We start from the raw sequence: 24,147 nt of genomic DNA, 5'->3' as shown, positions 1-24,147 counted from the left end.
TCCTCAGACCTGAAGAACGCTGGAAACCAGCAATTGGGTATAGGCGTGCTGCGGGTCATCCAGCACCTGATCGGTCAGACCAGCCTCGACGACATGACCGTCTTTCATGACCATCAGCCGATCCGCCAGGAGACGCACCACCGCGAGATCATGGGTCACGATAATGGCGCTCAGGCCCATTTCCCGCACCAGCCCGCGCAACAGATCCAACAGCCGCGCCTGCACCGAAACATCAAGCCCGCCAGTGGGTTCGTCCATGAAGACAAGGCGCGGCCCGGTGACCAGATTGCGGGCAATCTGAAGTCGCTGCTGCATCCCGCCGGAAAAAGCTGTGGGCCGGTCATCGATGCGGCTTTCGGCAATCTCGACGCGGCCCAGCCAATCGGCCGCTCGGGCGCGGATGCTGCCGTAGTGGCGATCCCCCACAGCCATCAACCGTTCACCGATATTGCCACCGGCTGACACAGACATCCGCAGCCCATCGCGGGCGTGCTGATGGACAAACGCCCAATCCGTTCGCCCCAGCATACGACGTGCCGGTTCCGACATGGTGACTGTGTCCACCGGCCCGTCTGCACGGGTGTCGAAGATCACTTCACCACGATCCGGCGTCAGATGCCCCGCCATACTGTTCAACAGAGTCGATTTCCCCGACCCGCTTTCACCAACAATGCCCATGACTTCGCCCGGATAAAGATCAAAGCTGACATCTGTGCAGCCAATCCGCGCGCCATACATCTTGGCCAGGTTCTTTACTTGCAGCAGCGGTGTCATCACGCGGCCTCCTCACTCAGGCGGCCAATATGGCCAGCGTCACGCCGGGATCGGCAATAATCCGTGTCCGAGCAGACAAACATCCGGTTGCCCGCGTCGTCGAGGATCACCTCATCCAGATAGCTGTCTTCGGCCGCGCAGAGATCGCAGGGGTGATCCGCCTTGCTGGCTTCAAACGGATAGTCCTCAAAATCCAGGGAGACCACTTCGGTATAAGGCGGCACCGCGTAGATGCGTTGCTCGCGCCCTGCGCCAAACAGCTGGATCGCCGCCATGTTCATTTTCGGGTTGTCAAATTTCGGGATCGGCGAGGGGTCCATCACATATCGGCCTGCGACCTTCACCGGATAGGCATAGGAGGTCGCAATCGCGCCGTGCTGGCTGATGTCCTCATAAAGTTTCACGTGCATCAGCCCATATTCCTGCAGGCTGTGCATCTTGCGGGTCTCGGTCTCCCGCGGCTCGAGAAAGCGCAGCGGCTCCGGGATTGGCACCTGATAGACCAGGATCTGATCCTCGCTCAGCTCCGCCTCAGGGATACGATGGCGGGTCTGGATAACACTGGCCTTCGCAGTTTCTTCAGTGGTGGCTACGCCTGCGGTGTTTTCGAAGAACTTCCGGATCGAGACCGCGTTGGTGGTGTCATCGGCACCCTGATCGATCACTTTCAACGTATCATCCGGCGTCAGCGTCGCTGCCGACACCTGCACGCCACCTGTACCCCAGCCATAGGGCATTGGCATTTCACGGCTGGCAAAGGGGACCTGATAGCCCGGTACCGCCAGCCCCTTCAGGATCGCCCTGCGGATCATCCGCTTGGTCTGTTCATCGAGATATGCAAAGTTGTAGTCGGTCATTACTTTTCCCTCACGGCCCGTATTTGGGAGCATTTGTTTTGCAGGAATTTTCCGTAACGACCCTCGTTCTGGCTGTGGTCGCAATACTGTTGGTCGTCAAACTGTTCCGTGTTCAACCGCTTAAGTCGCGACCACAGAACGGCAGTTACGCTGGTGCCGAGGGGCAATACGATGGAGGAGATCATGGCTGTGGGGGAGGAGATGGCGGCTGCGACTAACGTCATTCCGCAGCCTCCTGCGCAGCAAGTGTTTCTGCCAGCTCGGTTGCCTCGCGGCGCAATTTGCGCACCAGTTCCAGCTCGGACTGGAAATCCACATAATGTGGCAGTTTGATGTGCTCCAGAAAGCCTGTGGCCTGAATGTTGTCGGCGTGGCTCAGAACAAATTCCTCGTCCTGGGCCGCGGCGCCGAGGTTATCCTCGCCCAGCTCCTTCCAGCGCAGCGCCCGATCAACCAAGGCCATGGCGATGGATTTGCGCTCTGACTGACCAAATACCAGACCGTAACCGCGGGTGAACTGTGGTGGCACGGTTTTCGACCCCTTGAACTGGTTCACGGTCTCGCATTCGGTCAGCTCAACCTCTCCGATCTCAATCGCGAAACCCAGCTCTGGGATCTCCATTTCGACTGGTACGGTGCCGATGCGCAGCTCCCCCACAAAGGCGTGGTTGCGCGCATAGCCACGCTGGGTCGAATAGGCCATGCCAAGGATGAAGCCTTCGTCCCCGCGCGTGAGCGACTGTAGACGCACCGCCCGCCCCGCCGGAAATGACATCGGCTCGCGCGTCAGGTCGCCCGGTTCGGTATCGTCCTGAGGCTCCTGTTCAATAATGTTCTCGCCATCGAGGAAAGTCAGGATATGTGGCGTGTCTTCGCTCCGCGGCTCAGCTGTCTGGGCCTCCGGCAGATCTCCGGCATCACTCTCCGCCGCCAGTTTGAAATCCAGCAAGCGATGGGTGTAATCGAAGGTCGGTCCAAGCACCTGACCACCAGGCGCATCCTTAAAGGTCGCAGAGATCCGTCGGTCACAGGCCATACGGCTCGTTTCAACCGGCTCAGATGCGCCGAAGCGCGGCAGCGTTGTGCGATAGGCGCGGATCAGAAAAATCGCTTCAATCAGATCCCCACGCGCCTGTTTGATCGCCAGCGCCGCCAGGTCAGGATCGTAAAGCGAGCCCTCAGCCATCACCCGGTTCACCGCCAGGCTCAGCTGTTCGCGAATCTGGGCCAGGCTCAGCTCGGCCACCGATGTATCGCCCCGGCGTTCTTCGGCCAGCCACGCATGGGCGTTGTCAATCGCCCGTTCGCCCCCTTTTACGGCAACATACATGTCTTAGCCCTCCTTCTTGGACAGCGGAGCAATCCGGCTGGAACGTGGCAGCGCGCAAAGCTGGCAGCCGACGGTGAAATAAGTGTCGAACCCCAGAGGGAAGAGCGCAGAGTTATCCTGAAATGCGCCCAGATCAGGCAGGTGGATCTGGCCGGTGTCTTTAATGCCGGGGCCGCTCAATTCAGCGTTAGGTCGTGCAAGTTCGTCCATTTCAACGATCAGAGTGGCCGAGCGATCCGGGTATTCAGCCGTGCCGATACGATAGGCATCAATTGGTGCCAGCGCAGCCCAGCCGCCCAGCGCAAAATCTGCAACATCAGCCGCCACCAGCGGCGCGCCTGTATGAAAGGTGACCCATTCCCGCACCGCCAGCGTGTCAACATCCGGCGCTAGGTAGAGACCCGTGTCGGGATCACACAGCGTCAGCAACAGGCAGCCAGCGGCGACAGACAGGTCATCGGGTGGCGCTGCGCCAGTGATGTCCATGATCTGGCCAGGACGTGCCATGGCGGTCATCGCAGCGCGAAACGCATGCGCCGACTGCACCGCAGGAGAAGCAAAACCACCAGAGAAATGAGAAGCCTGGGCTTGCGTCGACATCAGTCTTCCCCCCGCACCATTGTAAAGAAATCAACTTTCGTAGCGGCGGCTTTTGCAGCCCGAGCCGCCTTTTTCGCCTGCTTTGCCTCGCGCAGCGGTGCCAGGATCTGACGCTGCACGTCAGCCGCCGCCCCGGTCTGCATCAGCGCATCAATCTTGGCGGCGATCTCAGCCTGTACCTTGTTACGGCCCTGAACATAGCCGTGGCCGACAACGCCATCGGCCAATGTCAGCGCGCAGCGGGTAACCGTCATTTCACCTAGGTTGAAGGCCGCTCCGCTGGCCCCCATGCGCCCCCGCACCATCACGCCGCCAACTTCGGGTGGGCGCAGCCATGCGTGATCGGGGTTCTGCCCATAGCTCTGCCAGAGCTCCTGCAATGCCGCGGCATTTGCAGAGGCAAGAAGGCTCATCCATGCTTGGCGGTCCACCCCGCTGCCGGTACCACCCGCTGTCATGCTGTTTTCTCTGTTCATCTTGTCGAAGCCTCTTGGCCTGTTTGTCTAGCTTATCTATACAACTAGACAAATGCTACCTGAGTCGCCCCACGCGGCGCAACGACAACCTTGTGAAAGTTTCGTGACATGCCCCGCACCCCGGTCTGGAAATCCATCGCCATCAGCCTCACCGATGACATCGCACAGGGGCGCTATCAGACCGGCGACAAGCTTCCGCCAGAGGTGCAGCTCGCAGGCCGATTTGGGGTCAACCGCCACACTGTCCGTCGCGCCTTGTCGGAGATGGCAGACCAGGGGCTGGTTCACGCCCGCAGGGGCGCCGGTGTCTTTGTTGCGGCTCAGCCAACAGACTACCCGATTGGCAAAAGAGTCCGCTTTCACCAGAACGTCGCTCGGCTGGGACGTATTCCAGCAAAGAAAATCCTCAGCCTGGAGACCCGGGCTGCCGACCGCCGAGAAGCCGAGGCACTGGGGCTGGAATCAGGAACAGCCGTACATGTCTATGATGGGTTGTCACTGGCGGATGGCCAGCCGATTGCCCTCTTCCAAAGCGTGTTCCCCGCCGAAGACCTGCCTGATCTGCTCCCCGCGTTGCAAGAGACCCAATCGGTAACAGCGGCGCTGAAGATCTGCGGGGTCACCGACTATACGAGGGTGGAGACCCGTATCACGGCCAAACTCGCAACTGCCACGCAGGCACTGCACCTCAGGATCTCCGAGGGCAGCCCGATCCTGCGGACAACCGGCATCAACGCAGCGTCAGACGGGACCCCTGTCGAATTTGGCCGAACTTGGTTTGCCGGGGACCGGGTGACCCTGACCGTCAGCGATCAGGATGACGCGGGTTTGGCCGACGGGTGACCTGCCTGCATGACGCCCTCGTTGATGGCTGATCCGCAGGCAGGTGCTAGGCGTATTTCTCTAAGAAGGCTTCGGCGCCTAGCGCTCGGAAATCGGGGACCGCCGCCTTCAACCGGGCATTGTCCCAGTCCCACCAGGCCAAGGCGATCATCGCCTCAGCGACTGCTTCGGTATACCGACGCCGGATGAGCCGCGCCGTGTTTCCCCCGACGATCGTATAGGGGGCAACGTCCTTGGTGACGACAGTCCCGGCCGCCACCACGGCACCGTGGCCAACGGTCACCTCGGGCTTGATCAGCACACCATGCCCGATCCAGGTGTCGTGGCCGATATGTGCCAGCCGACTGGCACGATGCTGAAACCAGTCCGCGTCATCTTCGATGTCGTCCCAATAGGCCGACGAGCGGTAGAGAAAATGATGCAGCGAGGCCTTTTGCAGCGGATGATCGGTGGCGCCAATACGCGTGGCGCTGGCGATATTCGAGAACTTCCCGATCTCAGCATTGGCGATATCACAGTAGCGATCACAGTAGCTGTAATCGCCGAACCGGCTGTTCAGTACCCGGCTTTCCGCCCCGATTTCGACGAAGGCGCCAAACTGGCTGTTTGCGATCGAACAGTTGGAATGAAGATACGGCTGATCGGCAGAGAGACGGGGCATTGGGTGGCTTTCGAAGATATTGAAGAGACAGGTTCTTAGCACCGCCAACGGTCACGGCAGCAGCATCGCGCCACCCTGACGGCGGGCCTTGCGGCCCGGCTCGCCCTTGATTAGGCGGCGGCGCAGCCAACCGGACACCCAATCCATGACCATCACCATGAGAATGATCAGCACGATGTAATAGGCAACCTCTTCCCAGTCCTTCTGGGTGATAATGGCCTGGGTCAGCAGCAAGCCGATACCGCCACCGGTGATGGCGCCAATGATCGTTGCGCTGCGCGTGTTTGATTCCAGAAAATAGAGCAGCTGGCTCAGCAAGACAGGCGTGATCTGTGGAATGACACCGAAGCGATAGCGCTGCGCCGGCTTCGCGCCTGTGGAGGCAACGCCTTCGATCTGTTTCTCGTCCACATTCTCCAGCGCCTCTGAGAAAATCTTGCCAAAGGTACCAGTGTCGGTCACCAGGATCGCCAAAGCGCCAGTCAGCGGACCGGGTCCAAAGGCCCGGGCAAGGACCACGGTCCAGATCAGAGAGTCGACGCCGCGCACGAAGTCAAAAAGGCGACGGGTTGCAAAGCGGACCGCGCGCAGCGGCATGAAGTTCCGGGTAGCAGCAAATGCGAGCGGCAGCGCAATCAGCCCCGCGCCCATCGTGCCAAGGAACGCCATCAGCAGCGTTTCGAAAATGGCCCAGGCCACATCCTGATGCCGCCACATCTTGTTGGTCCAGAAATCGTGGAAGATCGCGCCCGCTTCACCGGTTGCGGCCCGGGTCATCAGCTCACCGGGCCCCAGACCGTGGTAACGGCTGTCGAGGGTGAAGAAGAACAGCTCCCAACCAGCAAAATACCGAAACACCTCCGCACGGTTACGGGTCACCGTCAGACGCCCGGCATCGGTCGTCACCGCCAACCGGTTCTTTGAGACATTGATCCAATCCGGCAGATCGCCTGCCGGAAATTCGGCCTGCACGCCAGCGCTGCGACTTGGGGTTGCGCGGATCCTACCATAGCCGGGGATATCAAAAACAATGCTCTCGGGGCCGAAGCGAACCTGATGACCATCTTCGAGGTCAATCACGGTAACGTCGGACGGTGTCGTCGCGAGGGAAACCCACTCCGGCGCTTGCCCATCGGGATAGGCCCCTTTGCGCTCTCCCTCGATGGCGACGCTAACGTCACCTGTCCGATTGTCGCGCGTGACGTGGGTTTTGTAGCTGTAACTATCCGCCACCAGCGTGCGGGCATTCTGCGGATTCATCCGCGCGGCCAGTCCCGCAACGTCGAAGGCGACGAAGACATAGGCGAGATAGACCAGTACCAAGAGCGGCAGAGAAAGGCTCAGGACGCGCTTGCGGATGAACAGGCGCTCCATGTCCAGTTTGCGCAAGGTCGGCGGAACAGTGGTGTCAAAGGTCGTCATTGTTTGGCTCCGTGGGTCAGCCGGTCGCGCAGCAGGCCCGACAGTTGATCCACCAGGACGATGGTAAAAAACAGCAAAAGAAAGATCGCCGCAGCTTCATCATACCGCCCCTGCCCCCAGGACATGGCGTTACGCAGCTCGTAGCCGATACCGCCTGCCCCGACGAAGCCGAGAATGGCGGAGGCGCGGATATTGATTTCGAACCGCAGAAGTGCGTAGCTCACATAGTTCGGGCCGACCTGGGGAAAAACGCCCAGCACCATGCGCTGCGCCCAACCGGCCCCGACAGAGGCCAGTCCTTCGACAGGCTTCAGCGATGCGTTTTCATTCACCTCGGAAAACAGCTTGCCCAGAGCGCCCGCAGTGTGGATCGCAATCGCGATCATCGCAGGCACCGGTCCACCACCCAAAAGAAAGATCAGCACCAGTGCGATGACGATTTCCGGGATCGCACGAAAGATATCCAGCATCCGGCGGAACAGCGGGATAAGGCGCGGCCAGCGCGCCAGCCCCCGTGTTGCCAACAAAGACAGGATGGTTCCGAAGATTGCCCCAATCAGCGTGGCAGCGGCAGCGATGTTCAAGGTCTCGATCAGGGCCGGTGAAAACTGTAACACATGCCCGGGCAATAGGGCCACCTTCTCGACCGCTTCCGAAAGCACCTCAGAGGGGTAGTCAAAAACATGGGTAATCCCATTCCAGAAAGACCCTGCGTTGCGATCGTCGGCGATCCTGAAACCGGCGGCCATCATCGCCACAAATACGGCCAGAAGGATCCCGCCATAAAGGCGCTTGCGCTGTATCAGCGCCTGGTAATCGGCCTGAATGTCGGACACCGAAGGGGCCGAGGCTGTTGCATCTGTCATGAATGGGATCCTGTGTCGTCGAAAACAGCCGAACGGCTGGGCTTTCGATGTTTCACGTGGTGGAGACTGCGCGCAGTCAGTTCCGAACCAGGGCAGTTGGCAGATAAAATGGCGGGGTTCGGCACGAATGCTCCGAACCCCGCGCGCTTAGGTACTGAAATTAGTTGGACTTCAATTTCCGCGCTTCGATGATAACCTCGTAGGCCTCGTGGGTGATCGGCATGAAGCCTTTCGCCTCACCGGCGGCCACACCATAGAAACATTCAGCATCCATCGACTTCAGAGAGGCCATCAGGCCAGTCATCTTCAGCTTCACGTCCTCGGGCAGTTCGGTGCGCAGAACAACCGGGCCCTCGGGAATAGGCTTGGACTGCCAGATCTGCACCAGATCGTTCATATCGACGAGACCTGCATCAACCGCGCGACGCAGCGCGCCAGAGTTGAAACCATCTTCCCATTCGCCCAGACCGTCTGCCCAGCTGACGCCGGCGTCCACATCGCCATTCGCAACAGCGACGATTGTCTGCTCATGCCCGCCCGTGAATTTAACCTCGCCAAAGTAATCGCCGGAGGTCATGGTCGCGCCGGTTACCTGTGGAATCTCGATCGAAGGGATCAGGAAACCGGAGGTGGAGTTTGGATCACCAAAACCAAATGTCTTGCCCTGCATGTCATCGAGCGATGTGATGCCGCTATCCTTACGCGTGAAACCGATGGAATAGTAGCCATAGCCACCGTCGTTGTTCACCTTTACCAGGATCGGCTCTACCGCCGCCGGATCACTGAGATAAGTTTTGGCATAGCCGGATGCACCCAGCCACGCCATGTCGATGGTGCCGCCCAGCAGCCCCTGGATCACCCCGTTGTAGTCGGCCGGGGCAAAGAGTTTGGTTTCGACCCCCAGAAGATCCTCGGTCTTTTGACGCAGGCACTCGTTGTTGTTCAGGCGATCCTGAGCGTTTTCACCACCAAGAATACCGATACGGAATTCCTGAATTTCCGAGGTCTCAGCAAGAACCGGTGCGGTCAGCGCGGTGGTCGCCAGAATGGCAGCAATAAGGTTTTTCATTAGTCAATCTCTCTGGTTGGTCATGTCGGCGAACGAACCGCCGGGTTTGGAAAAAACTGTCAGTTCGCCGGAACAGGCTGTCGGCGCGGCTGAATACGGTTCAATGTCTCAATCTCTGTAGAGGTAGCGGCCTCGGAGAAGTCCGCGCCTGCTCCGTAGATCTCGCGGGCGACACCGGTCGTCAGCTGCTCCGGCAGACCATCGAACACGATGCGCCCATCCCGCATGCCGACAACACGGTCGCAGTAGCGACGTGCGGTATCCAGTGTGTGCAGATTGGCGATGACAGTGCGGCCGTCCTCCTCGTGGATACGGCGCAGTGCCTCCATGACTGTCTGGGCATTCATCGGATCAAGCGAGGCAATCGGTTCATCCGCCAAAATGATCCTCGGATCCTGCATCAGAGCCCGTGCAATCGCGACCCTCTGTTGTTGACCACCCGAGAGCGCCTCGGCCCGTTTGGCGGCGTGTTCGGCGATACCAAGCCGGTCAAGGATATCAATCGCGCGATGGATGTCGTCCATCGGGTAGAGATTGAACAACGTTGCAAGGGTCGAGCGACGGTTGAGCGTGCCGTGCAGCACGTTGGATACGACATCCATCCGCGGAACCAGATTGAACTGCTGAAAGATCATCGCACAATCGGATTGCCAGGCGCGTTTCTCCTTGCCGCGCAGCTGGGTCACATCGCGCCCTTCGAAAAGGATGCGCCCCTCACTGGCGTCCCCAAGCCGGTTGATCATCCGCAGCAACGTGGATTTCCCCGCACCCGAGCGGCCGATGATGCCGATCATGCAGGGCTTGTCGATATCCAGCGTCGCGGCATCCACCGCGATCTTGTCGCCGAATCTCTTGGTCAGTTTGTCAATTCGCAGCACCTGAGGCTCCCGTCTCTTTGCGGGACTGACTAAGCTGCCAGATCAAAACTTGTGTGTCATCGCGGTGAAGCTTTTGTAACGGCCGGCATGACAACAGCCAGCACGCCCCTAGGCGCGCCGACAACAAGCCGCTATACGGCGACGAAACGCTGCCCACGAAACCAAGGAACTGCTGCCATGTCTTTCGACCGCTCCATCAAAATCGCACCTTCGATCCTGTCTGCCGACTTTGCCAATTTTGGTCAGGAGATTCAGGCCATCGAATCCCAAGGCGCCGATTGGGTTCATATCGATGTGATGGACGGGCATTTTGTACCCAACCTTACTTTTGGTCCGATGGCGGTGAAGGCGTTTCGCCCACATGTCAAAACCGTGATGGATGTGCATCTGATGATTGCACCGGTTGACCCCTATATCGACGCCTATGCAGATGCCGGGGCCGACGTGCTGACCGCACATGTCGAGGCCGGGCCGCATATTCATCGCACCCTGCAAGCGATCCGTGGGGCAGGTATGAAAGCCGGTGTGGCCCTGAACCCCGGCACCCCTGCCGAGGCGGTTGCCCATCTGCTGGATCTGACCGATCTGATCTGCGTCATGACGGTGAACCCCGGGTTCGGCGGTCAGAAGTTCATCGATATGACCGCCAAGATTCGCAGCCTGCGGTCCATGATCGGTGATCGCCCGGTGCATATCGAGATTGATGGCGGCGTTGACCCCAAGACCGCACCGCTGGTGGCAGAAGCCGGGGCGGACGTGCTGGTCGCCGGATCAGCAGTGTTCAAGGGCGGCTCCGTCGATACGCCGGAGGTTTACGGAGAAAATATCCGCAGCATCCGAGCCGCTGCTGCTGGCGTCTGGGCCTGAGCGAGCGACATCACAGCAGCGCGCATTCAGTAGGGCGGACACAAGGAACTCCCGCCCGCTGCGACGCCTTTCAAGAAAGGCGCTGAAGCCGTTGGGCCAAGCGCCGCGCGTTGCGCGGCGCGGGCGCTTCACGCCAGCCGGTCCGCGAAATGGGACAGCAGAAGATGCTTCAGGATCTTGCCTGTCGGTGCCGCTGGCAGCTGTTCTGTGAGCACAATAAGGCCGGGCCGTTTATAGCCTGCCAGACGCTCTGCCACGAAGAGACGTAAGTCCTCAACCCGAGGCGCATCGGCAGTGGCCACCTGCACAAAGGCGACTACCTGTTCGTCCCCGTCCATCTGGCGGCCGACAACAGCGGATTGAACCACCTGCGGATGGGCATTCAGAGCTGCTTCGACCTCCGGCGGGAAGACATTGAAACCGCCATGGATAATCAGCTCCTTGGCGCGTCCGTCGATGTGCAGATTGCCGCTTTGGTCCCAACGCCCCATATCGCCGCTGCGCAGCCAACCTTCGGGATCGAGAGCCGCCCGCGTGGCGTTCGGGTTGCGGAAATAGCCGAGCATAACGTTGTCTCCGCGCAGGCAGATCTCTCCCAGCCCGCCGCCGCCGCCCGGAACATTTTCATCCAGACGCACCTCAACCCCCGATAGCGGTGGGCCAACCGATGTATCAGGGTCACCCAGGCAGTTGCGTGTCGCGCAGATCCCTGCCGTGGCCTCGGTCATCCCATAGCCGTTCTGCAGGGCAACGCCGTAAAAATCTTCCGCCCGCCGTTTCCAATCCGGGTCGAGCGGAGCCGCGCCAGACGAGACATAGCGCAGATCGGGACTATCAAGATGCGCCAACCCCTGTTCCTTAGCGTATTGCATCACCAGCGCGTGCATCTGCGGTACGGCGGAAACCAAGGTGACGCCGCTCCGCAACGCCTGATAAAACCGCGCCGCGCTAAAGCGCGCCTCAAGACGAACCTCGGCCCCGATCATCACGGAGGCGGTCAGAACGGACGCGAGGCCAAACACATGGCTAAGTGGCAAAACGCCATAGATCACATCTCGTACGGTCATATCGCGCAAGCGAGCCGAGGCACCGCCGCCGAAACTCAGGTTTCCATGGCTGAGCATCACCCCCTTTGGATCACCGGTCGTACCGGTTGTGTAGAGCAGCACGGCCAGATCGGACGGTATCGTTTCATCGCCTCGATCGCCCGCCGCAACACCCTCTCCGGGGGCTGACATCACGATCTGCAAGCTGCCCAGATCGCCCGGCATCGGGTGTGCGCCCAATCGGGCCGCGTGAGCCGCAGCATCCGGCGAAGCGGCCACCGTCAGCAGGATCACTGTCGGCTCGGCATGGGCACGGATACGCTCGACCTCGGGCGCTCGCATCCGGGCATTCACGGGAACTGCAACACCGCCCAATTGTGAGGTAGCAAACAGGGCTGCAACGGCGACGCAGCAGTTCTCGCAGACTAACATGACCCGGTCACCCGGCCCCACTCCAGCGGCCACCAGATGAGATCGCAGTTCATCGCAGACGCGGGCAAGCTCACCATAGGTCCACTTCGTCCCGCCGCTGTCGCTGAAGGCCGGAGACCCCGGACGATGGCGCGCATGTTGCTCAAGATACTCGTGCCAAAGCGTCATGTTCGATTCCCCGTGGTCGTGTTGATATCTGTCCCCCCCTCCGCAGACAAAGCTGCGCCGCGGGGGCCTCAGCCCCGTATCCTTTTGAAGACCCCGCTCGCGGTGGCCAAGATCTGCCTGCGACCATCCACCAGCTCTCCCGCCACATAGGCCAGGGAGGCGCCACCGCCTGTTGCCGTTGCCGATGCCACAACCTGCCCGGACCGTGCAGCCGCGATATAGGACAAGGTCAGTGAGACGGTCACCACCGGCGGGTGCAAGGCTGCGTCAAAATGCTGAGATGCCGTATTGCCACAGACCACATCCATCAGGGTCGCAACGATGCCACCATGCAGTAGGCCATTGCGGTTAAGGTGCTGTGGAGCAAGCTCCAGCATCACAAGGCACGCCCCGGTCTGCGCATCGATCTCGGTGCGATACCCGACCATCTGCTGACAACCTGGATCGTCAATGATGCGCTTGGTGCCCCCGGACCCATGTGCTGCCGCAGCCTCGGTGGCCTGCGATATCGGATCAGGCCGCCGTGAGGTCAATGAACCGCTCCAACTGGGTATCAGCATCACCAAAGCGGTGTTCCGCCAAGACGATGCGTTTGGCGATATGGGCCAGCTCATATTCGGCAGTCATCGCGATGCCTCCGTGAAGCTGGATCGCCTCTTCCGCGATATGGCGCCCCGTCCGCCCGATGAGATTGCGCGCGGCGGCGATATGACGATCCCGCACCAGTGGCAGATCCTCCAGGTGGCCTGCTGCATTGATCACGGCAGAACGCGCCTGTTCGAGCTCGATCAACATCTCTGCAACGCGATGCTGCAAGGCCTGAAACGTGCCGATTGGACGTCCGAATTGCTGCCGTGTAGTCAGGTAACCCATCGTCAGCCGTACGGCTGTTTCCATCGCGCCAAGCGTCTCTGCGGCGAGCGCAACCTCCGCCGCGGCAATGGCGCCTTCGATACGGTCCGCAGCATTGCCAGCTGCGCCGATCCGCGCTGATTTCGACAGCCGAACACCATCCAGTTCCATCTCGGCGGCTCTGCCGCCTGCCAGCAATGCGCTACCCCGCATTCGCAGACCGGGTGCATCGGGGCGAACACAAAATAGGGACAGACCGTCACGATCTCCGGGTGACCCTGCTTCGCGCGCGGCAACAATCAGCAAGTCGGCCGCCTCTGCATTCACCACCACGGATTTCCGCCCGGTGAGCAGAATGTCATCCCCCTCGTCGACAGCCTTGGTTTCGATCCAGGTACGCTCATACCGGCTGGCAGGCTCGCCGTGGGCAAAGGCCAGCTGCAGATCTCCAGCGATCAGCCGATCAATCATTTTCTGATCACGCGGCGAAATCGGATCTGTGCCAGAGCCACACAGCAGCACGCCACAAAGAACGGCGCTGTCAAGCACCGGTTCAACAACGCCGGCCCGGCCCAATTCCTCAAACACCGTCGCAATGTCGAATCCAGCCCCGCCATATCCATTAGCGGCCTCGGGCAACAGCGCGCCAATCACCCCGAGGTCAGCAAGCTGTCCCCAAATTGCCGGAGAGTACCCCGAAGGATCGGTAAGCGCCTGGTTTCGGGCGGCGACAGAATACCGATCGCGAAGAAACCGGCGCAAACTGTCCTGAAGCATCTGGCGCTCTTCTGTCAGCTGAAAGTTCATGTCCTGCCTCCCAGAGAAACCTTGGCAATGATATTCTTCTGGATCTCGTTCGATCCACCGAAGATCGACAGTTTTCGATTGTTGAAATACTGGGCCGCGACAGCTTCGCTCCCCTCTGGTGGAGAAAGCGCGTTGTTGTCACCGGCTACCGCCTCCGACGCAAACGGCAGGGCATAAACGCCCGCTGCGCGCCGTGCGAGATCGTTGATCTCCTGACGTATTTCGGTGCCTTTCACCTTGAGCATGGAGCTTTCGACGCCGGGCGCCTGCCCTTGGGCCGCAGCTGAGATGATGCGCAGATTGGTGGTGGACATGGCCATCAGATCGATTTCCGCGCGGGCGAGTCGCGCGGCGAAATGTGGATTTTCGATCAGCGGGCGACCGCGATGAAGCTGGTGACGCGCGAGACGTTTCACCGCCTCCAGCCCTGCCTGGCTGAACCCGACACCTGCAATATTGGTGCGTTCATGGGTCAGTAGATATTTGGCATAGGTCCAGCCTTTGTTTTCCTCACCAACCAGATTTTCAGCAGGCACGCGCACATCATTGAACCAGACTTCGTTGACCTCATGGGTGCCATCAAGAAGGATGATCGGCCGCACTTCGATGCCTGGTGTCGCCATGTCAATCAGCAGAAAGGAGATCCCCTCCTGCTGCTTGGCCTGAGGATCAGTGCGGACGAGACAGAAAATCCAGTTGGCGAATTGGCCAAGCGTGGTCCAAGTTTTTTGTCCGTTGACGATATAATGGTCACCATCGCGAACTGCGCGCGTGCTCAGGCTGGCCAGATCGGACCCCGCGCCCGGTTCGGAATATCCCTGACACCACCAGTGTTCACCGGACAGAATTTTGGGCAGGAAATACGCGCGCTGCGCATCGGATCCGAATTTTTGCAGAACCGGCGCAAGCATGGTCAAACCAAACGGAACGATGCGCGGCGCATGGGCGCGACAACATTCTTCTTCGAAGATGTGGCGCTGGACCGCATTCCAGCCGCAGCCGTCAGACTCCTGCGGCCAGGTCGGTGCCAGCCACCCCTGATCGTTCAGGATCTGGTGCCAGCGATCATGCCCCTCTTTGCCGATACCCCGCCCCAGGCGCACAGCGTCCGACAGATCCTGAGGCAGCTTCGCCTCCAGAAAGGCGCGCACTTCCGCGCGAAAGGCCAACTCTTCGGTCGAGTAATTCAGATCCATCTCCGCGTACCTCCCCGCGCTATTTCGATAGTGCCCGCTGCTCTCATCCGGGATCTACTTGGACCGCACCTACCGGCGAAGCCGTACCCAGATAGTCAGTAGATCTCGAACAGGCCCGCAGCACCCATGCCGCCGCCGATGCACATGGTTGCAACACCCAGCTTGGCCCCACGTCGACGGCCCTCACGCAGCAGATGCCCGACCATTCGTGCGCCTGTCATGCCAAAGGGATGGCCGATGGCAATTGATCCGCCGTTCACGTTGCAGATTTCATCCGGGATACCGAGCTGGTCACGGCAATAGAGCGCCTGGCTGGCAAAAGCCTCATTCAGCTCCCACAGATCGATATCCGCGACTGTCAGCCCGTGCCGCTCCAGCAGGCGCGGCACCGCATGTACCGGGCCGATGCCCATTTCGTCAGGCGCACAGCCGGCAACGCAGAACCCGCGAAACGCCCCCATCGGGTTCAGCCCTCGACGGCTTGCCTCGGTGGCCTCCATCATCACGACCGCCGCCGAACCATCGGAAAGCTGGCTGGCGTTTCCTGCGGTAATGAACTTGCCCTCGCCACGCACCGGGTCCAATCCGGCAAGCCCGTCCAAAGTGGTTTGCGGGCGATTACATTCGTCGCGATCCACAGTCACCTCGCGGGTGCCAACCTCACCGGTTTCCTTATCTTTTAAAGCCATAACGGTCTGCATGGGCACGATTTCGTCGTCAAACAGCCCTGCACCCTGCGCCGCTGCTATCCGCTGCTGGCTGCGCAGCCCGTAGGCATCCTGCGCTTCCCGGCTGATCCCGTAACGCTCGGCAACGATATCTGCGGTATCGATCATGGCCATATAAACGTCTGGCTTGTGCGCCTGCAGCCAGGGGTCCTGCACCTGCTTCACATTGGGCTGCACCATGGAGATGCTCTCGACCCCACCTGCAACCATCGGGCCAGCCCCTTCGGCCGTAATCTGCTGGGCCGCAAGCGCGATGGTCTGAAGACCCGAGGCGCAGAACCGGTTCACAGTCATGCCTGCTGCGGTCTGCGGCAATCCCGCGCGCAGTGCAATCTGACGTCCGATATTGTGACCCGTAGCCTGTTCGGGGAACCCGCAGCCGATAATGCAATCCTCGATCTCGCCACCATCTAGGCCAGCCCGCTCGACGGCTGCAGCTACGGCATGGCCGCCCAAAGTCGCGCCATGGGTCTGGTTGAACGATCCGCGAAAAGACTTGGCCAACCCAGTGCGGGCAGCGGAAACGATGACAGCCTGTTTCATCTCACCGGGCCTCCTTGTTGAGATCGTCAAAGCTGCGGCCCTTGGCGACAAGCTCTTCCAGCAAAGGCGCCGGCTGCCAGAAAAACGCATCTTCCTTGGCATAGCGTTTGATGTCCTTGAGGATGCTATCCAAACCTTGCAGGTCAGCCCATTTCAGCGGGCCGCCCCAAAACCGCGGAAAGCCATAGCCGAACAGCAATACCATATCCACATCCAGCGGACGCCGGGCTATGCCCTCGCCGACAACCTTCGCCGCCTCATTGACCATCGCGCACATGTAGCGCCGCAGGACCTCGTCATTGGCCAAGACCTGCGGCGTCACGCCCTGATCCCGCTGATCGCGTTCGATATACTCGGATACCTGTGGATTTGGGGTCCCGCCGCGCTTGCCCTCTTCGTAGACATAAAAACCCCGGCCGGTCTTCTGCCCGAAATCTCCAGCTTCGCAGAGCATATCGGAAAAATGCACAATCCGCTCACGGGGATCGCGTGTCGGCGCTCGCCGTTTGCGGGCTGCCCAGCCGATATCAAGCCCTGCCAGATCCGCCACCGCAAATGGCCCCATCGCAAATCCGAACCCGGTCATCACCTTGTCAATCTGGTAGGGTGAGGCTCCGTCCAGCACCATGTAATCGGCAGCCTTGCGGTAGCTGTTCATGATCCGGTTGCCGATGAAGCCATCGCAGACACCTGAACGCACAGAGATCTTCTTCAGCCGCTTGCCAAGGGCAATTCCGGTGGCGATCACATCAGGCGCGGTCTGATCTGCAACCACGACCTCAAGCAGTTTCATCACATGCGCCGGGGAGAAGAAGTGCAACCCGATCACATCCGCCGGTCGGCGCGTCGCAGCAGCGATTTCATTGATATCGAGATATGACGTGTTGCTGGCGAGAATTGCGCCGGGTTTGCAATGCGTATCCAGCGCCGAGAAAACGTCGCGTTTGACGTCCATGTCTTCAAACACTGCTTCGACCACCAGATCGACCTGCGACAGCGCTGCATAATCCGTCGCCAGCTGCAGCGCCTCGTTCATCATGGTATCAAACTGCGACTGATCGATCTTGCCGCGTTTAAGCGCCCCTTTCAGATTGCCTTCGATCCGTTCATGAGCTGCGACCGTCGCCGCATCATCACGTTCGATCAGTACTACGGGCAGCCCCGACAACAGGGCGGCGGTTGCAATGCCTGCGCCCATCGTGCCGCCACCAATCACCCCCATCGAGGCGACGTCGCGCGGGGTCACATCGGCCAGCTCTGGCAGCTTGCTGACCGCGCGCTCCGAAAAGAATGCGTGGATCAGACCCTGTCGCTGATCGCTCTCCATCAGCTTCTTAAACAGCTCTCGCTCCTGGCGCACCCCGTCAAGAAAGCTCTTGGCTTCACATGCAGCCTGAACGGCACGCACCGCGACGGCCGGGGACAGCTGACCGCGGCACCGGGCGAGCACCCGCTCATAGGCTTCATCGAAATCGATGGGTTCCGGTGCCGACATATCACAGACCGGTCGACGCGGCGCATCCTGGTCCAGCAATTCACGGGTGTAAGCCAGACCGACTTCGCGGGGACTGCCCGCCGCAATACGGTCAACGACCCCCTTGTCGAAGGCTTCTGCCGCCGACACATGGCGGCCGGTGGTGATGATCTCCAGTGCCGCCTCGGTTCCGGTGACGCGCGGCAGCCGCTGCGTCCCCCCAGCGCCCGGGATGATGCCCAGATGCACCTCAGGCAAGCCCATCTTGGCGCTCGGCACTGCAATCCGGTAGTGCGACGACAGCGCCACTTCCAACCCGCCGCCCAGCGCGGTGCCGTGGAGGGCAGAAACCACGATGAGCTTGGCGGCTTCGATGCGGTTGCACAGGTCAGGCAATCCGGGCTCTTGCATCGGCTTGCCGAACTCGCGGATATCGGCGCCAGCGAAATAGGTTCGCCCCTCGCCGTAGATCAGTACGGCACGTGCGCCTTCTTCCTCGGCGCGCTCAATCCCGGCAAGAAGCCCACGGCGCACGTCAACGCCAAGAGCGTTCACTGGCGGGTTCTGCGCGCCCAGCACTGCAATATCGCCAATACGCTCATAAACAACGGCTTCAGTCATGGATCTTTCCTCTTATTGCGAGCGATGCCGAGCAAAACTTCGACAGGCTCCAACCGCGGGAACGCAGCTGCCTTGCGGCAGGCACGGATCAGGACGCAGACGTCACCCCCGCACATTTCGCCATGCGGAACATCATTCCGCAAACTTGATGCCGACCCTAAATCCGGCTTCGTGACCTGACAAGAGATATCATGCCGCGCGTCTGCGCCGCTTGCCAAGCATCACGATTTGCCTGCGGGTCGTGACGGTGCGTCTCGCGGTATTTGGGCGCTAGACGGTCAGCTCTCAGCTTTCGGAACCGGTCGACGATAGGCCTCGGTCAGGGTTGCATCCACCTCCGACGGCTCATAGACGCCCAACAGGATCCCTTTGCGCGCCGATTTCCCTCGGCGCTTGGCAATCTGCTCGTCAGAAAGGGTAATGCGTTGCGACATCCGCAGCCCCCACTCGAGCAGTCGATCGTACATGAGGTCGATCACCTCCTGATGCGCCTTCGTTTTGGCAAGATCCACGAGCTCATCTGGATCCTCCTGCAAATCGAACAGCATGGGCCGAAGCCCGCCCTCAGCGTGCATGAACTTCCAGCGCGCATCCACGATCATGAACAGCCTCGCATCTTTCGGAGCCAGGCCAAGTGTTTCGGACAGGGGGAGCGTCGCATAATCAAACTCGGCCACCGCGTAGTCGCGCCACTCTGAAGTCTCGCCGCGCAACAAGGGCATCAATGAGCGCCCTTCCAGGATATGAGGCGCCGCCGCGCCGCCCGCTGCCTCCAGAAAGGTCGGAAGCAGATCAATCGACTCGACCAGTGCATCGCAGGTGGTGCCGCGGGTGGCGTCGGCCTCGGGCCGCGGATCGTAGATGATCAGCGGCACCTTGATCGACGGTTCATGGAAAAGGTTCTTCTCGCCCAGCCAGTGATCGCCGAGGTAGTCGCCATGGTCCGAGGTCACCACGATCATCGTATCCTTCATTCGCCCGGTTGCCTCAAGCCAGGAGAACAGCCGACCCATCTGATCGTCAGCCTGTTTGATCAGCCCCATATAGGCGGGGATCACCTTCTGACGCACTTCCTCACGGGAGAAGGCCTGACCAATCTGATTGTTCATCATACCGGCAAATACCGGATGCGCATTCTCGCGCTCGGCGCTCGAACGAACTGCGGGCAGAACATGCTCAGGACCATACATATCGTGGTAAGGCGCAGGCACAATATATGGCCAATGCGGCTTGATGTAACTCAGATGCGCACACCACGGCTGATCGCCCTCCCTCTCCGCAGTTTCGATAAACCGCATGGCTTCACGGGTGAGCCAAGGCGTCTCACTGTCCTCCTCCGCGATATTGGCGGGCTTGTCTGCGTAGACCATGAACCAGCCAGAGGCGATATCGTCACCATCCACGCCGGCGTTTGCAAAATCGCTCCAGGGATTGTCGCCGGGGTAGCCCCGCGATTTGAGATACTCATTATAGGGGCTCCGCTTACTGTCATAAAAACCGTCCGGCCCCTCAGCCCACAGCCCGTCGTCACGGACAAATGGGTCAAAACCGCATTCCGTCTGGCGCACACCGATGATGCTGTCAGGGGCAAGACCCAGACGCTCCAGCCCCTCGGCATCGGCAACCATATGCGTCTTGCCAATCAGGTGGCAGCTCATCCCGGCCTTGCGCAAGTGGTCACCCATTGTCCATTCGCCCACCCGCAGCGGGTAACCGTTGAACTGCACTCCGTGGCTTGAGGGATAGCGCCCGGTGTAGCTCGACATACGCGAGGAACCGCAGGTAGGCGACTGCACATAGGCTCTGGTGAACCGGACCCCACGCCGTGCCAGCCCATCCAAATGAGGCGTCTGTAGATGTGGATGCCCAGCACAGCTGAGGTAGTCAAACCGCAGCTGGTCAAACATGATATAGAGAATATTCATTCACCCCTCCCCTTTCCGATCACCGCAAAGATCGCAGCGAACGGATACCTCGCGCTTCTCCAATCAGAGCGGACACTCGCAATTAGTCAACATGTAAACTATTTTCGACAGCCACTGCGACGCTGAATGGATCATACGCGCAAAGGCGCAGAGCGACCGAAATATGAAGGATCAGCAAGAGAACCATTAATATGTTACAGAATTCCACCACTTTGTTCGATCTGGTTACATCTCTCTTGCCCAGAATCACTTCTGCGCGTATCACCGACTAAATGGTCGGCTTATCTACTGCCGCGACTTGGAGACGCGAACACCCATGGATGCTTTCATCTGCGATGCCACCCGCACCCCGATCGGCCGCTACGGCGGCGCGCTGAGCCAGGTGCGCACCGATGATCTTGCCGCCCTGCCGATTGCCGCGCTGGCGGCACGCAACCCGGATGTGGACTGGGGCTCCCTCGACGATGTGATCTTTGGCGATGCCAACCAGGCCGGGGAAAGCAACCGCAACGTGGCCCGCATGGCGGCGCTGCTGGCGGGTCTGCCCACCTCTGTGCCCGGCACCACCATCAACCGCCTCTGCGCCTCCGGCATGGATGCGGTCGGCATGGCGTCCCGCGGGATCAAGGCCGGCGACTATGACATGGCCATCGCCGGCGGCGTCGAAAGCATGTCGCGCGCGCCCTTCGTGATGCCCAAGGCCACCTCTGCCTTCACCCGTGCCAATGCGGTCTATGACACCACCATCGGCTGGCGCTTCGTGAACAAGAAGATGCACGGGATGTACGGCACCGACTCGATGCCGCAAACCGCCGATAATGTTGCAGAGGACTACGGCGTCTCCCGCGCCGATCAGGACGCCTTCGCCGCCCGCAGCCAGGCCCGCTGGGCCGCCGCGCATGAGGCCGGGATCTTCCAGGACGAGATCACCCCGGTCTCCATCCCCCAGCGCAAGGGCGATGATCTGGTGGTGGACACCGATGAACACCCCCGCCCCGGCACCTCGGCCGAGAAGCTGGCGGGCCTCAAGGGCGTCAACGGCCCGGACAAGACCGTGACCGCAGGCAATGCCTCCGGCGTCAACGACGGCGCTGCGGCGATCCTGATGGCGAATGAAGCGGCTGCGGCGAAGAACGGCCTGAAACCGATGGCCCGCATCGTCGGCATGGCCGCCGCAGGGGTCGAGCCGCGCATCATGGGCATCGGCCCGGTGCCCGCGACCCGCAAGGTTCTGGCCCGCACCGGCCTGACCATCGAACAGATGGACGTGATCGAACTGAACGAAGCATTCGCATCGCAGGGCCTTGCCACCCTGCGCGAGCTTGGCCTTCCGGACGATGCGCCCCATGTTAACCCCAACGGCGGTGCGATTGCACTGGGCCACCCGCTCGGCATGTCCGGGGCGCGGCTGGTGCTGACCGCTGCCTATCAGCTTCAGCGCACCGGCGGGCGGTATGCGCTCTGCACCATGTGCGTCGGCGTCGGTCAGGGCACCGCCCTGATCCTCGAACGCGTGTAACGAACCCTAGGGGAGGTCCCAGACATGTATGCTCAGATGATCAAATCCGAAGCGACCCAGGACGATCCGGAAAAGCTGGCGGCCTTCCAGGCGCGCATCGACGCGGGCGAGAAGATCGAGCCCAAGGACTGGATGCCAGAAGGCTACCGCAAAACGCTGATCCGCCAGATCGGGCAGCACGCGCATTCGGAAATCGTCGGCCAGCTGCCCGAGGGTAACTGGATCACCCGCGCGCCGACGCTAGAGCGCAAGGCGATCCTGCTCGCAAAGGTTCAGGATGAGGCCGGTCATGGCCTCTACCTTTACTGCGCGGCGGAGACGCTGGGCGTCTCCCGCGACGAGATCACCGAGATGCTGCTGGACGGCCGCATGAAGTATTCGTCGATCTTCAACTACCCGACGCTGAACTGGGCCGACATCGGCGCGGTCGGCTGGCTGGTTGATGGTGCTGCGATCATGAACCAGGTGCCGCTGCAGCGGACCTCCTTCGGCCCCTACTCACGCGCAATGATCCGCATCTGCAAGGAGGAAAGCTTCCACCAGCGCCAGGGCTATGACGCGATCCGCAAGATGGCGGAGGGCACCCCGGAGCAGAAGAAGATGGCCCAGGATGCGCTGAACCGCCTCTGGTACCCGTCGCTGATGATGTTCGGCCCCTCCGACAAGGACTCGGTCCATTCCGCCCAGTCGATGGCCTGGAAGATCAAGATGAACACCAACGACGAACTGCGCCAGAAGTTCGTCGACCAGACCGTGCCGCAAGCCGAATACCTGGGCCTGACGATCCCTGATCCCGACCTGAAATGGAACGAAGAGCGCGGCCACTACGACTACACCGATCCGGACTGGAGCGAGTTCTTTGAGGTGATCAAGGGCAACGGCCCGTGCAACGTGGACCGTCTCGCTGCCCGCAACAAGGCCTGGGACGACGGCACCTGGGTCCGCGACGGCCTGCTGGCCCACGCCAAAAAGAAAGCCGCACGCCGGCACGCCGCCGAATAACCCCAAGCATTCCGGCGCTCCGCCCAGACGCGCAGCGCCCCCTCAGCCAGGAGGATTTGAAACATGAAAAACGAATGGCCCCTCTGGGAAATCTTCATCCGCGGCCAGCACGGCATGAGCCACCGCCACGTCGGCTCCCTGCATGCACCGGACGCCGAAATGGCGATCAAGAACGCCCGCGACGTCTACACCCGCCGCAACGAAGGCGTGTCGATCTGGGTGGTCGAGGCGAACCACATTTCCGCCTCCTCGCCCAGCGACAAGGGCCCGCTTTATGAGCCGTCGGAGAGCAAGGTCTACCGCCACCCGACCTTCTTTGACATCCCCGAAGAAGTGGGGGCGATGTAATGGCCCGCGAAGACGCATTTTTCCAGTTCCTGCTGCGGATGGGGGACAACACCCTGATCCTCGGCCACCGGGTCAGCGAATGGTGCGGCCACGCGCCGGTGCTGGAAGAGGACATCGCGCTGGCCAACACTGCGCTGGATATGATCGGCCAGACCCAGATGTGGCTCGGCCTTGCCGCCGAAGTTGAAGGCGACGGCAAATCCGCCGACGATCTCGCCTTCCTGCGCGACGCCTGGGATTTCCGCAACGTGCTCTTGTGCGAGGTGCCGAACGGCGATTTCGGCCGCACCCTGATGCGCCAGTTCTTGTTTGACGCCTGGCATTCGATCCAGCTGGGCCGGCTGATGAAGTCGTCGGACGAACGCGTTGCAGCAATCGCCGAAAAAGCTTCGAAAGAGGTGGCCTATCACCTGGAACGCTCTGCCGACACGGTGGTGGGCCTGGGCGACGGCACCGGGGAAAGCCACCGCCGGATGCAGGAAGCGCTGGATTACCTCTGGCCCTATGTGGGCGAGATGTTCCAGTCCGACGATGTGGACGCCGAAATGATGAAGGCTGGCATCGCCCCCGATCCCGCGGCCCTGCGCGAAGAATACGACGCGCTGATCTCCCGCATCCTGGGTGATGCGACGCTGACCATTCCCGAAAGCCGCTTCGCCCACAAAGGCGGGCGCACCGGTGCGATGCACACAGAGCATCTGGGCCACCTGCTGACCCAGATGCAATGGCTGCAGCGCGCCTATCCCGGCGCCAAGTGGTAAGGCCTCGGCCAAGGAACTGAGGGCATCCCCGGCGTCAAACGGGGGTGAGGCCCGCTTCCGCTGGGAAGTTCGGGCGGAACAG

At 60.8% G+C, this 24,147-nt stretch carries 23 protein-coding genes; 6 read left to right on the top strand and 17 right to left on the bottom strand.

Features of this window, described 5'->3' with window-relative positions; translation table 11 throughout:
* Positions 1-3 precede the first annotated feature (3 nt).
* From phnK to phnG, 5 genes are all read right to left on the bottom strand, one after another.
* The gene (gene phnK, locus VXL81_RS11285) at positions 4-774 is read right to left on the bottom strand and encodes a phosphonate C-P lyase system protein PhnK (protein ID WP_340544372.1); all 771 of its coding nucleotides are present in this window, start codon (positions 772-774) and stop codon (positions 4-6) included.
* A complete protein-coding gene (locus VXL81_RS11280) occupies positions 774-1,631 on the bottom strand; it encodes an alpha-D-ribose 1-methylphosphonate 5-phosphate C-P-lyase PhnJ (RefSeq protein WP_340544371.1) in 858 nt (285 codons plus the stop codon). The genes phnK and VXL81_RS11280 overlap by 1 nt, the downstream gene beginning before the upstream one ends.
* Positions 1,632-1,851: 220 nt before the next feature.
* Complete coding sequence (locus VXL81_RS11275) at positions 1,852-2,961, bottom strand: carbon-phosphorus lyase complex subunit PhnI (RefSeq protein WP_340544370.1); 1,110 nt, start codon at positions 2,959-2,961, stop codon at positions 1,852-1,854.
* A 3-nt stretch (positions 2,962-2,964) separates the two neighbouring features.
* A complete protein-coding gene (gene phnH, locus VXL81_RS11270) occupies positions 2,965-3,561 on the bottom strand; it encodes a phosphonate C-P lyase system protein PhnH (protein ID WP_416554290.1) in 597 nt (198 codons plus the stop codon).
* Positions 3,561-4,037 (bottom strand): phosphonate C-P lyase system protein PhnG, encoded by a 477-nt coding sequence (gene phnG / locus VXL81_RS11265; protein ID WP_416540692.1) that lies wholly within the window; start codon positions 4,035-4,037, stop codon positions 3,561-3,563. The genes phnH and phnG overlap by 1 nt, the downstream gene beginning before the upstream one ends.
* Positions 4,038-4,145: 108 nt before the next feature.
* On the opposite strand from phnG, the gene phnF reads away from it, so the two are divergent.
* Positions 4,146-4,880 (top strand): phosphonate metabolism transcriptional regulator PhnF, encoded by a 735-nt coding sequence (phnF, locus tag VXL81_RS11260; protein ID WP_416554288.1) that lies wholly within the window; start codon positions 4,146-4,148, stop codon positions 4,878-4,880.
* 46 nt (positions 4,881-4,926) lie between these two features.
* Here phnF and VXL81_RS11255 read toward each other — a convergent pair whose 3' ends face one another.
* The 5 genes from VXL81_RS11255 to phnC all read right to left on the bottom strand — a co-directional run bounded on the left by VXL81_RS11255 (position 4,927) and on the right by phnC (position 9,776).
* Positions 4,927-5,541 (bottom strand): chloramphenicol acetyltransferase, encoded by a 615-nt coding sequence (locus VXL81_RS11255; RefSeq protein ID WP_416554286.1) that lies wholly within the window; start codon positions 5,539-5,541, stop codon positions 4,927-4,929.
* Positions 5,542-5,592: 51 nt separating this feature from the next.
* A complete protein-coding gene (gene phnE, locus VXL81_RS11250; protein ID WP_416540694.1) occupies positions 5,593-6,963 on the bottom strand; it encodes a phosphonate ABC transporter, permease protein PhnE in 1,371 nt (456 codons plus the stop codon).
* Positions 6,960-7,829, bottom strand: a complete 870-nt coding sequence (gene phnE, locus VXL81_RS11245; RefSeq protein ID WP_340544364.1) for a phosphonate ABC transporter, permease protein PhnE — start codon at positions 7,827-7,829, stop codon at positions 6,960-6,962. The genes phnE (VXL81_RS11250) and phnE (VXL81_RS11245) overlap by 4 nt, the downstream gene beginning before the upstream one ends.
* 160 nt (positions 7,830-7,989) lie before the next feature.
* Positions 7,990-8,898, bottom strand: coding sequence for a phosphonate ABC transporter substrate-binding protein (gene phnD, locus VXL81_RS11240; protein ID WP_416543336.1), 909 nt, complete (start codon positions 8,896-8,898; stop codon positions 7,990-7,992).
* Positions 8,899-8,957: 59 nt separating this feature from the next.
* Positions 8,958-9,776 (bottom strand): phosphonate ABC transporter ATP-binding protein, encoded by an 819-nt coding sequence (gene phnC, locus VXL81_RS11235; RefSeq protein WP_416554284.1) that lies wholly within the window; start codon positions 9,774-9,776, stop codon positions 8,958-8,960.
* A 177-nt stretch (positions 9,777-9,953) separates the two neighbouring features.
* On the opposite strand from phnC, the gene rpe reads away from it, so the two are divergent.
* A complete protein-coding gene (gene rpe / locus VXL81_RS11230; protein WP_416537214.1) occupies positions 9,954-10,643 on the top strand; it encodes a ribulose-phosphate 3-epimerase in 690 nt (229 codons plus the stop codon).
* 128 nt (positions 10,644-10,771) lie between these two features.
* Here rpe and VXL81_RS11225 read toward each other — a convergent pair whose 3' ends face one another.
* From VXL81_RS11225 to VXL81_RS11195, 7 genes are all read right to left on the bottom strand, one after another.
* Positions 10,772-12,289, bottom strand: coding sequence for a class I adenylate-forming enzyme family protein (locus VXL81_RS11225; protein ID WP_416554282.1), 1,518 nt, complete (start codon positions 12,287-12,289; stop codon positions 10,772-10,774).
* Positions 12,290-12,357: 68 nt separating this feature from the next.
* On the bottom strand, positions 12,358-12,822 hold the full coding sequence (locus tag VXL81_RS11220) for a PaaI family thioesterase (protein WP_416554280.1): 465 nt from the start codon (positions 12,820-12,822) through the stop codon (positions 12,358-12,360).
* The gene (locus VXL81_RS11215; protein WP_416554278.1) at positions 12,803-13,948 is read right to left on the bottom strand and encodes an acyl-CoA dehydrogenase family protein; all 1,146 of its coding nucleotides are present in this window, start codon (positions 13,946-13,948) and stop codon (positions 12,803-12,805) included. The genes VXL81_RS11220 and VXL81_RS11215 overlap by 20 nt, the downstream gene beginning before the upstream one ends.
* Entirely contained in the window at positions 13,945-15,144 is a 1,200-nt protein-coding gene (locus VXL81_RS11210) for an acyl-CoA dehydrogenase family protein (protein WP_416554276.1), read from the bottom strand. Before VXL81_RS11210 ends, VXL81_RS11215 begins: the two co-directional genes overlap by 4 nt.
* A gap of 95 nt (positions 15,145-15,239) precedes the next feature.
* Positions 15,240-16,415, bottom strand: coding sequence for an acetyl-CoA C-acyltransferase (locus VXL81_RS11205; protein WP_416554274.1), 1,176 nt, complete (start codon positions 16,413-16,415; stop codon positions 15,240-15,242).
* Position 16,416: 1 nt separating this feature from the next.
* Positions 16,417-18,510 carry a 3-hydroxyacyl-CoA dehydrogenase NAD-binding domain-containing protein gene (locus VXL81_RS11200; RefSeq protein ID WP_416554272.1) on the bottom strand — a complete coding sequence of 698 codons (2,094 nt, stop codon included), beginning with the start codon at positions 18,508-18,510 and terminating at the stop codon, positions 16,417-16,419.
* A gap of 278 nt (positions 18,511-18,788) precedes the next feature.
* A complete protein-coding gene (locus VXL81_RS11195; protein WP_416554270.1) occupies positions 18,789-20,435 on the bottom strand; it encodes a sulfatase-like hydrolase/transferase in 1,647 nt (548 codons plus the stop codon).
* 316 nt (positions 20,436-20,751) lie between these two features.
* Here VXL81_RS11195 and pcaF point away from each other — a divergent pair, with 316 nt between their 5' ends.
* The 4 genes from pcaF (at position 20,752) to paaC (ending at position 24,065) form a co-directional block, all read left to right on the top strand.
* On the top strand, positions 20,752-21,954 hold the full coding sequence (gene pcaF / locus VXL81_RS11190) for a 3-oxoadipyl-CoA thiolase (protein WP_416554268.1): 1,203 nt from the start codon (positions 20,752-20,754) through the stop codon (positions 21,952-21,954).
* A 24-nt stretch (positions 21,955-21,978) separates the two neighbouring features.
* Positions 21,979-22,956, top strand: coding sequence for a 1,2-phenylacetyl-CoA epoxidase subunit PaaA (gene paaA / locus VXL81_RS11185; protein ID WP_416554266.1), 978 nt, complete (start codon positions 21,979-21,981; stop codon positions 22,954-22,956).
* A 63-nt stretch (positions 22,957-23,019) separates the two neighbouring features.
* A complete protein-coding gene (gene paaB, locus VXL81_RS11180; RefSeq protein ID WP_008562338.1) occupies positions 23,020-23,304 on the top strand; it encodes a 1,2-phenylacetyl-CoA epoxidase subunit PaaB in 285 nt (94 codons plus the stop codon).
* Positions 23,304-24,065 (top strand): 1,2-phenylacetyl-CoA epoxidase subunit PaaC, encoded by a 762-nt coding sequence (gene paaC / locus VXL81_RS11175; RefSeq protein WP_416554264.1) that lies wholly within the window; start codon positions 23,304-23,306, stop codon positions 24,063-24,065. The genes paaB and paaC overlap by 1 nt, the downstream gene beginning before the upstream one ends.
* Positions 24,066-24,147: the final 82 nt, after the last annotated feature.

This window comes from Phaeobacter sp. JH204B (assembly GCF_048055755.1).
GTDB classification, from domain to species: domain Bacteria; phylum Pseudomonadota; class Alphaproteobacteria; order Rhodobacterales; family Rhodobacteraceae; genus Phaeobacter; species Phaeobacter bryozoorum.
Note: the sequence above shows the minus strand (reverse complement) of the source record. Positions and strands in the feature narration are given on the sequence as shown.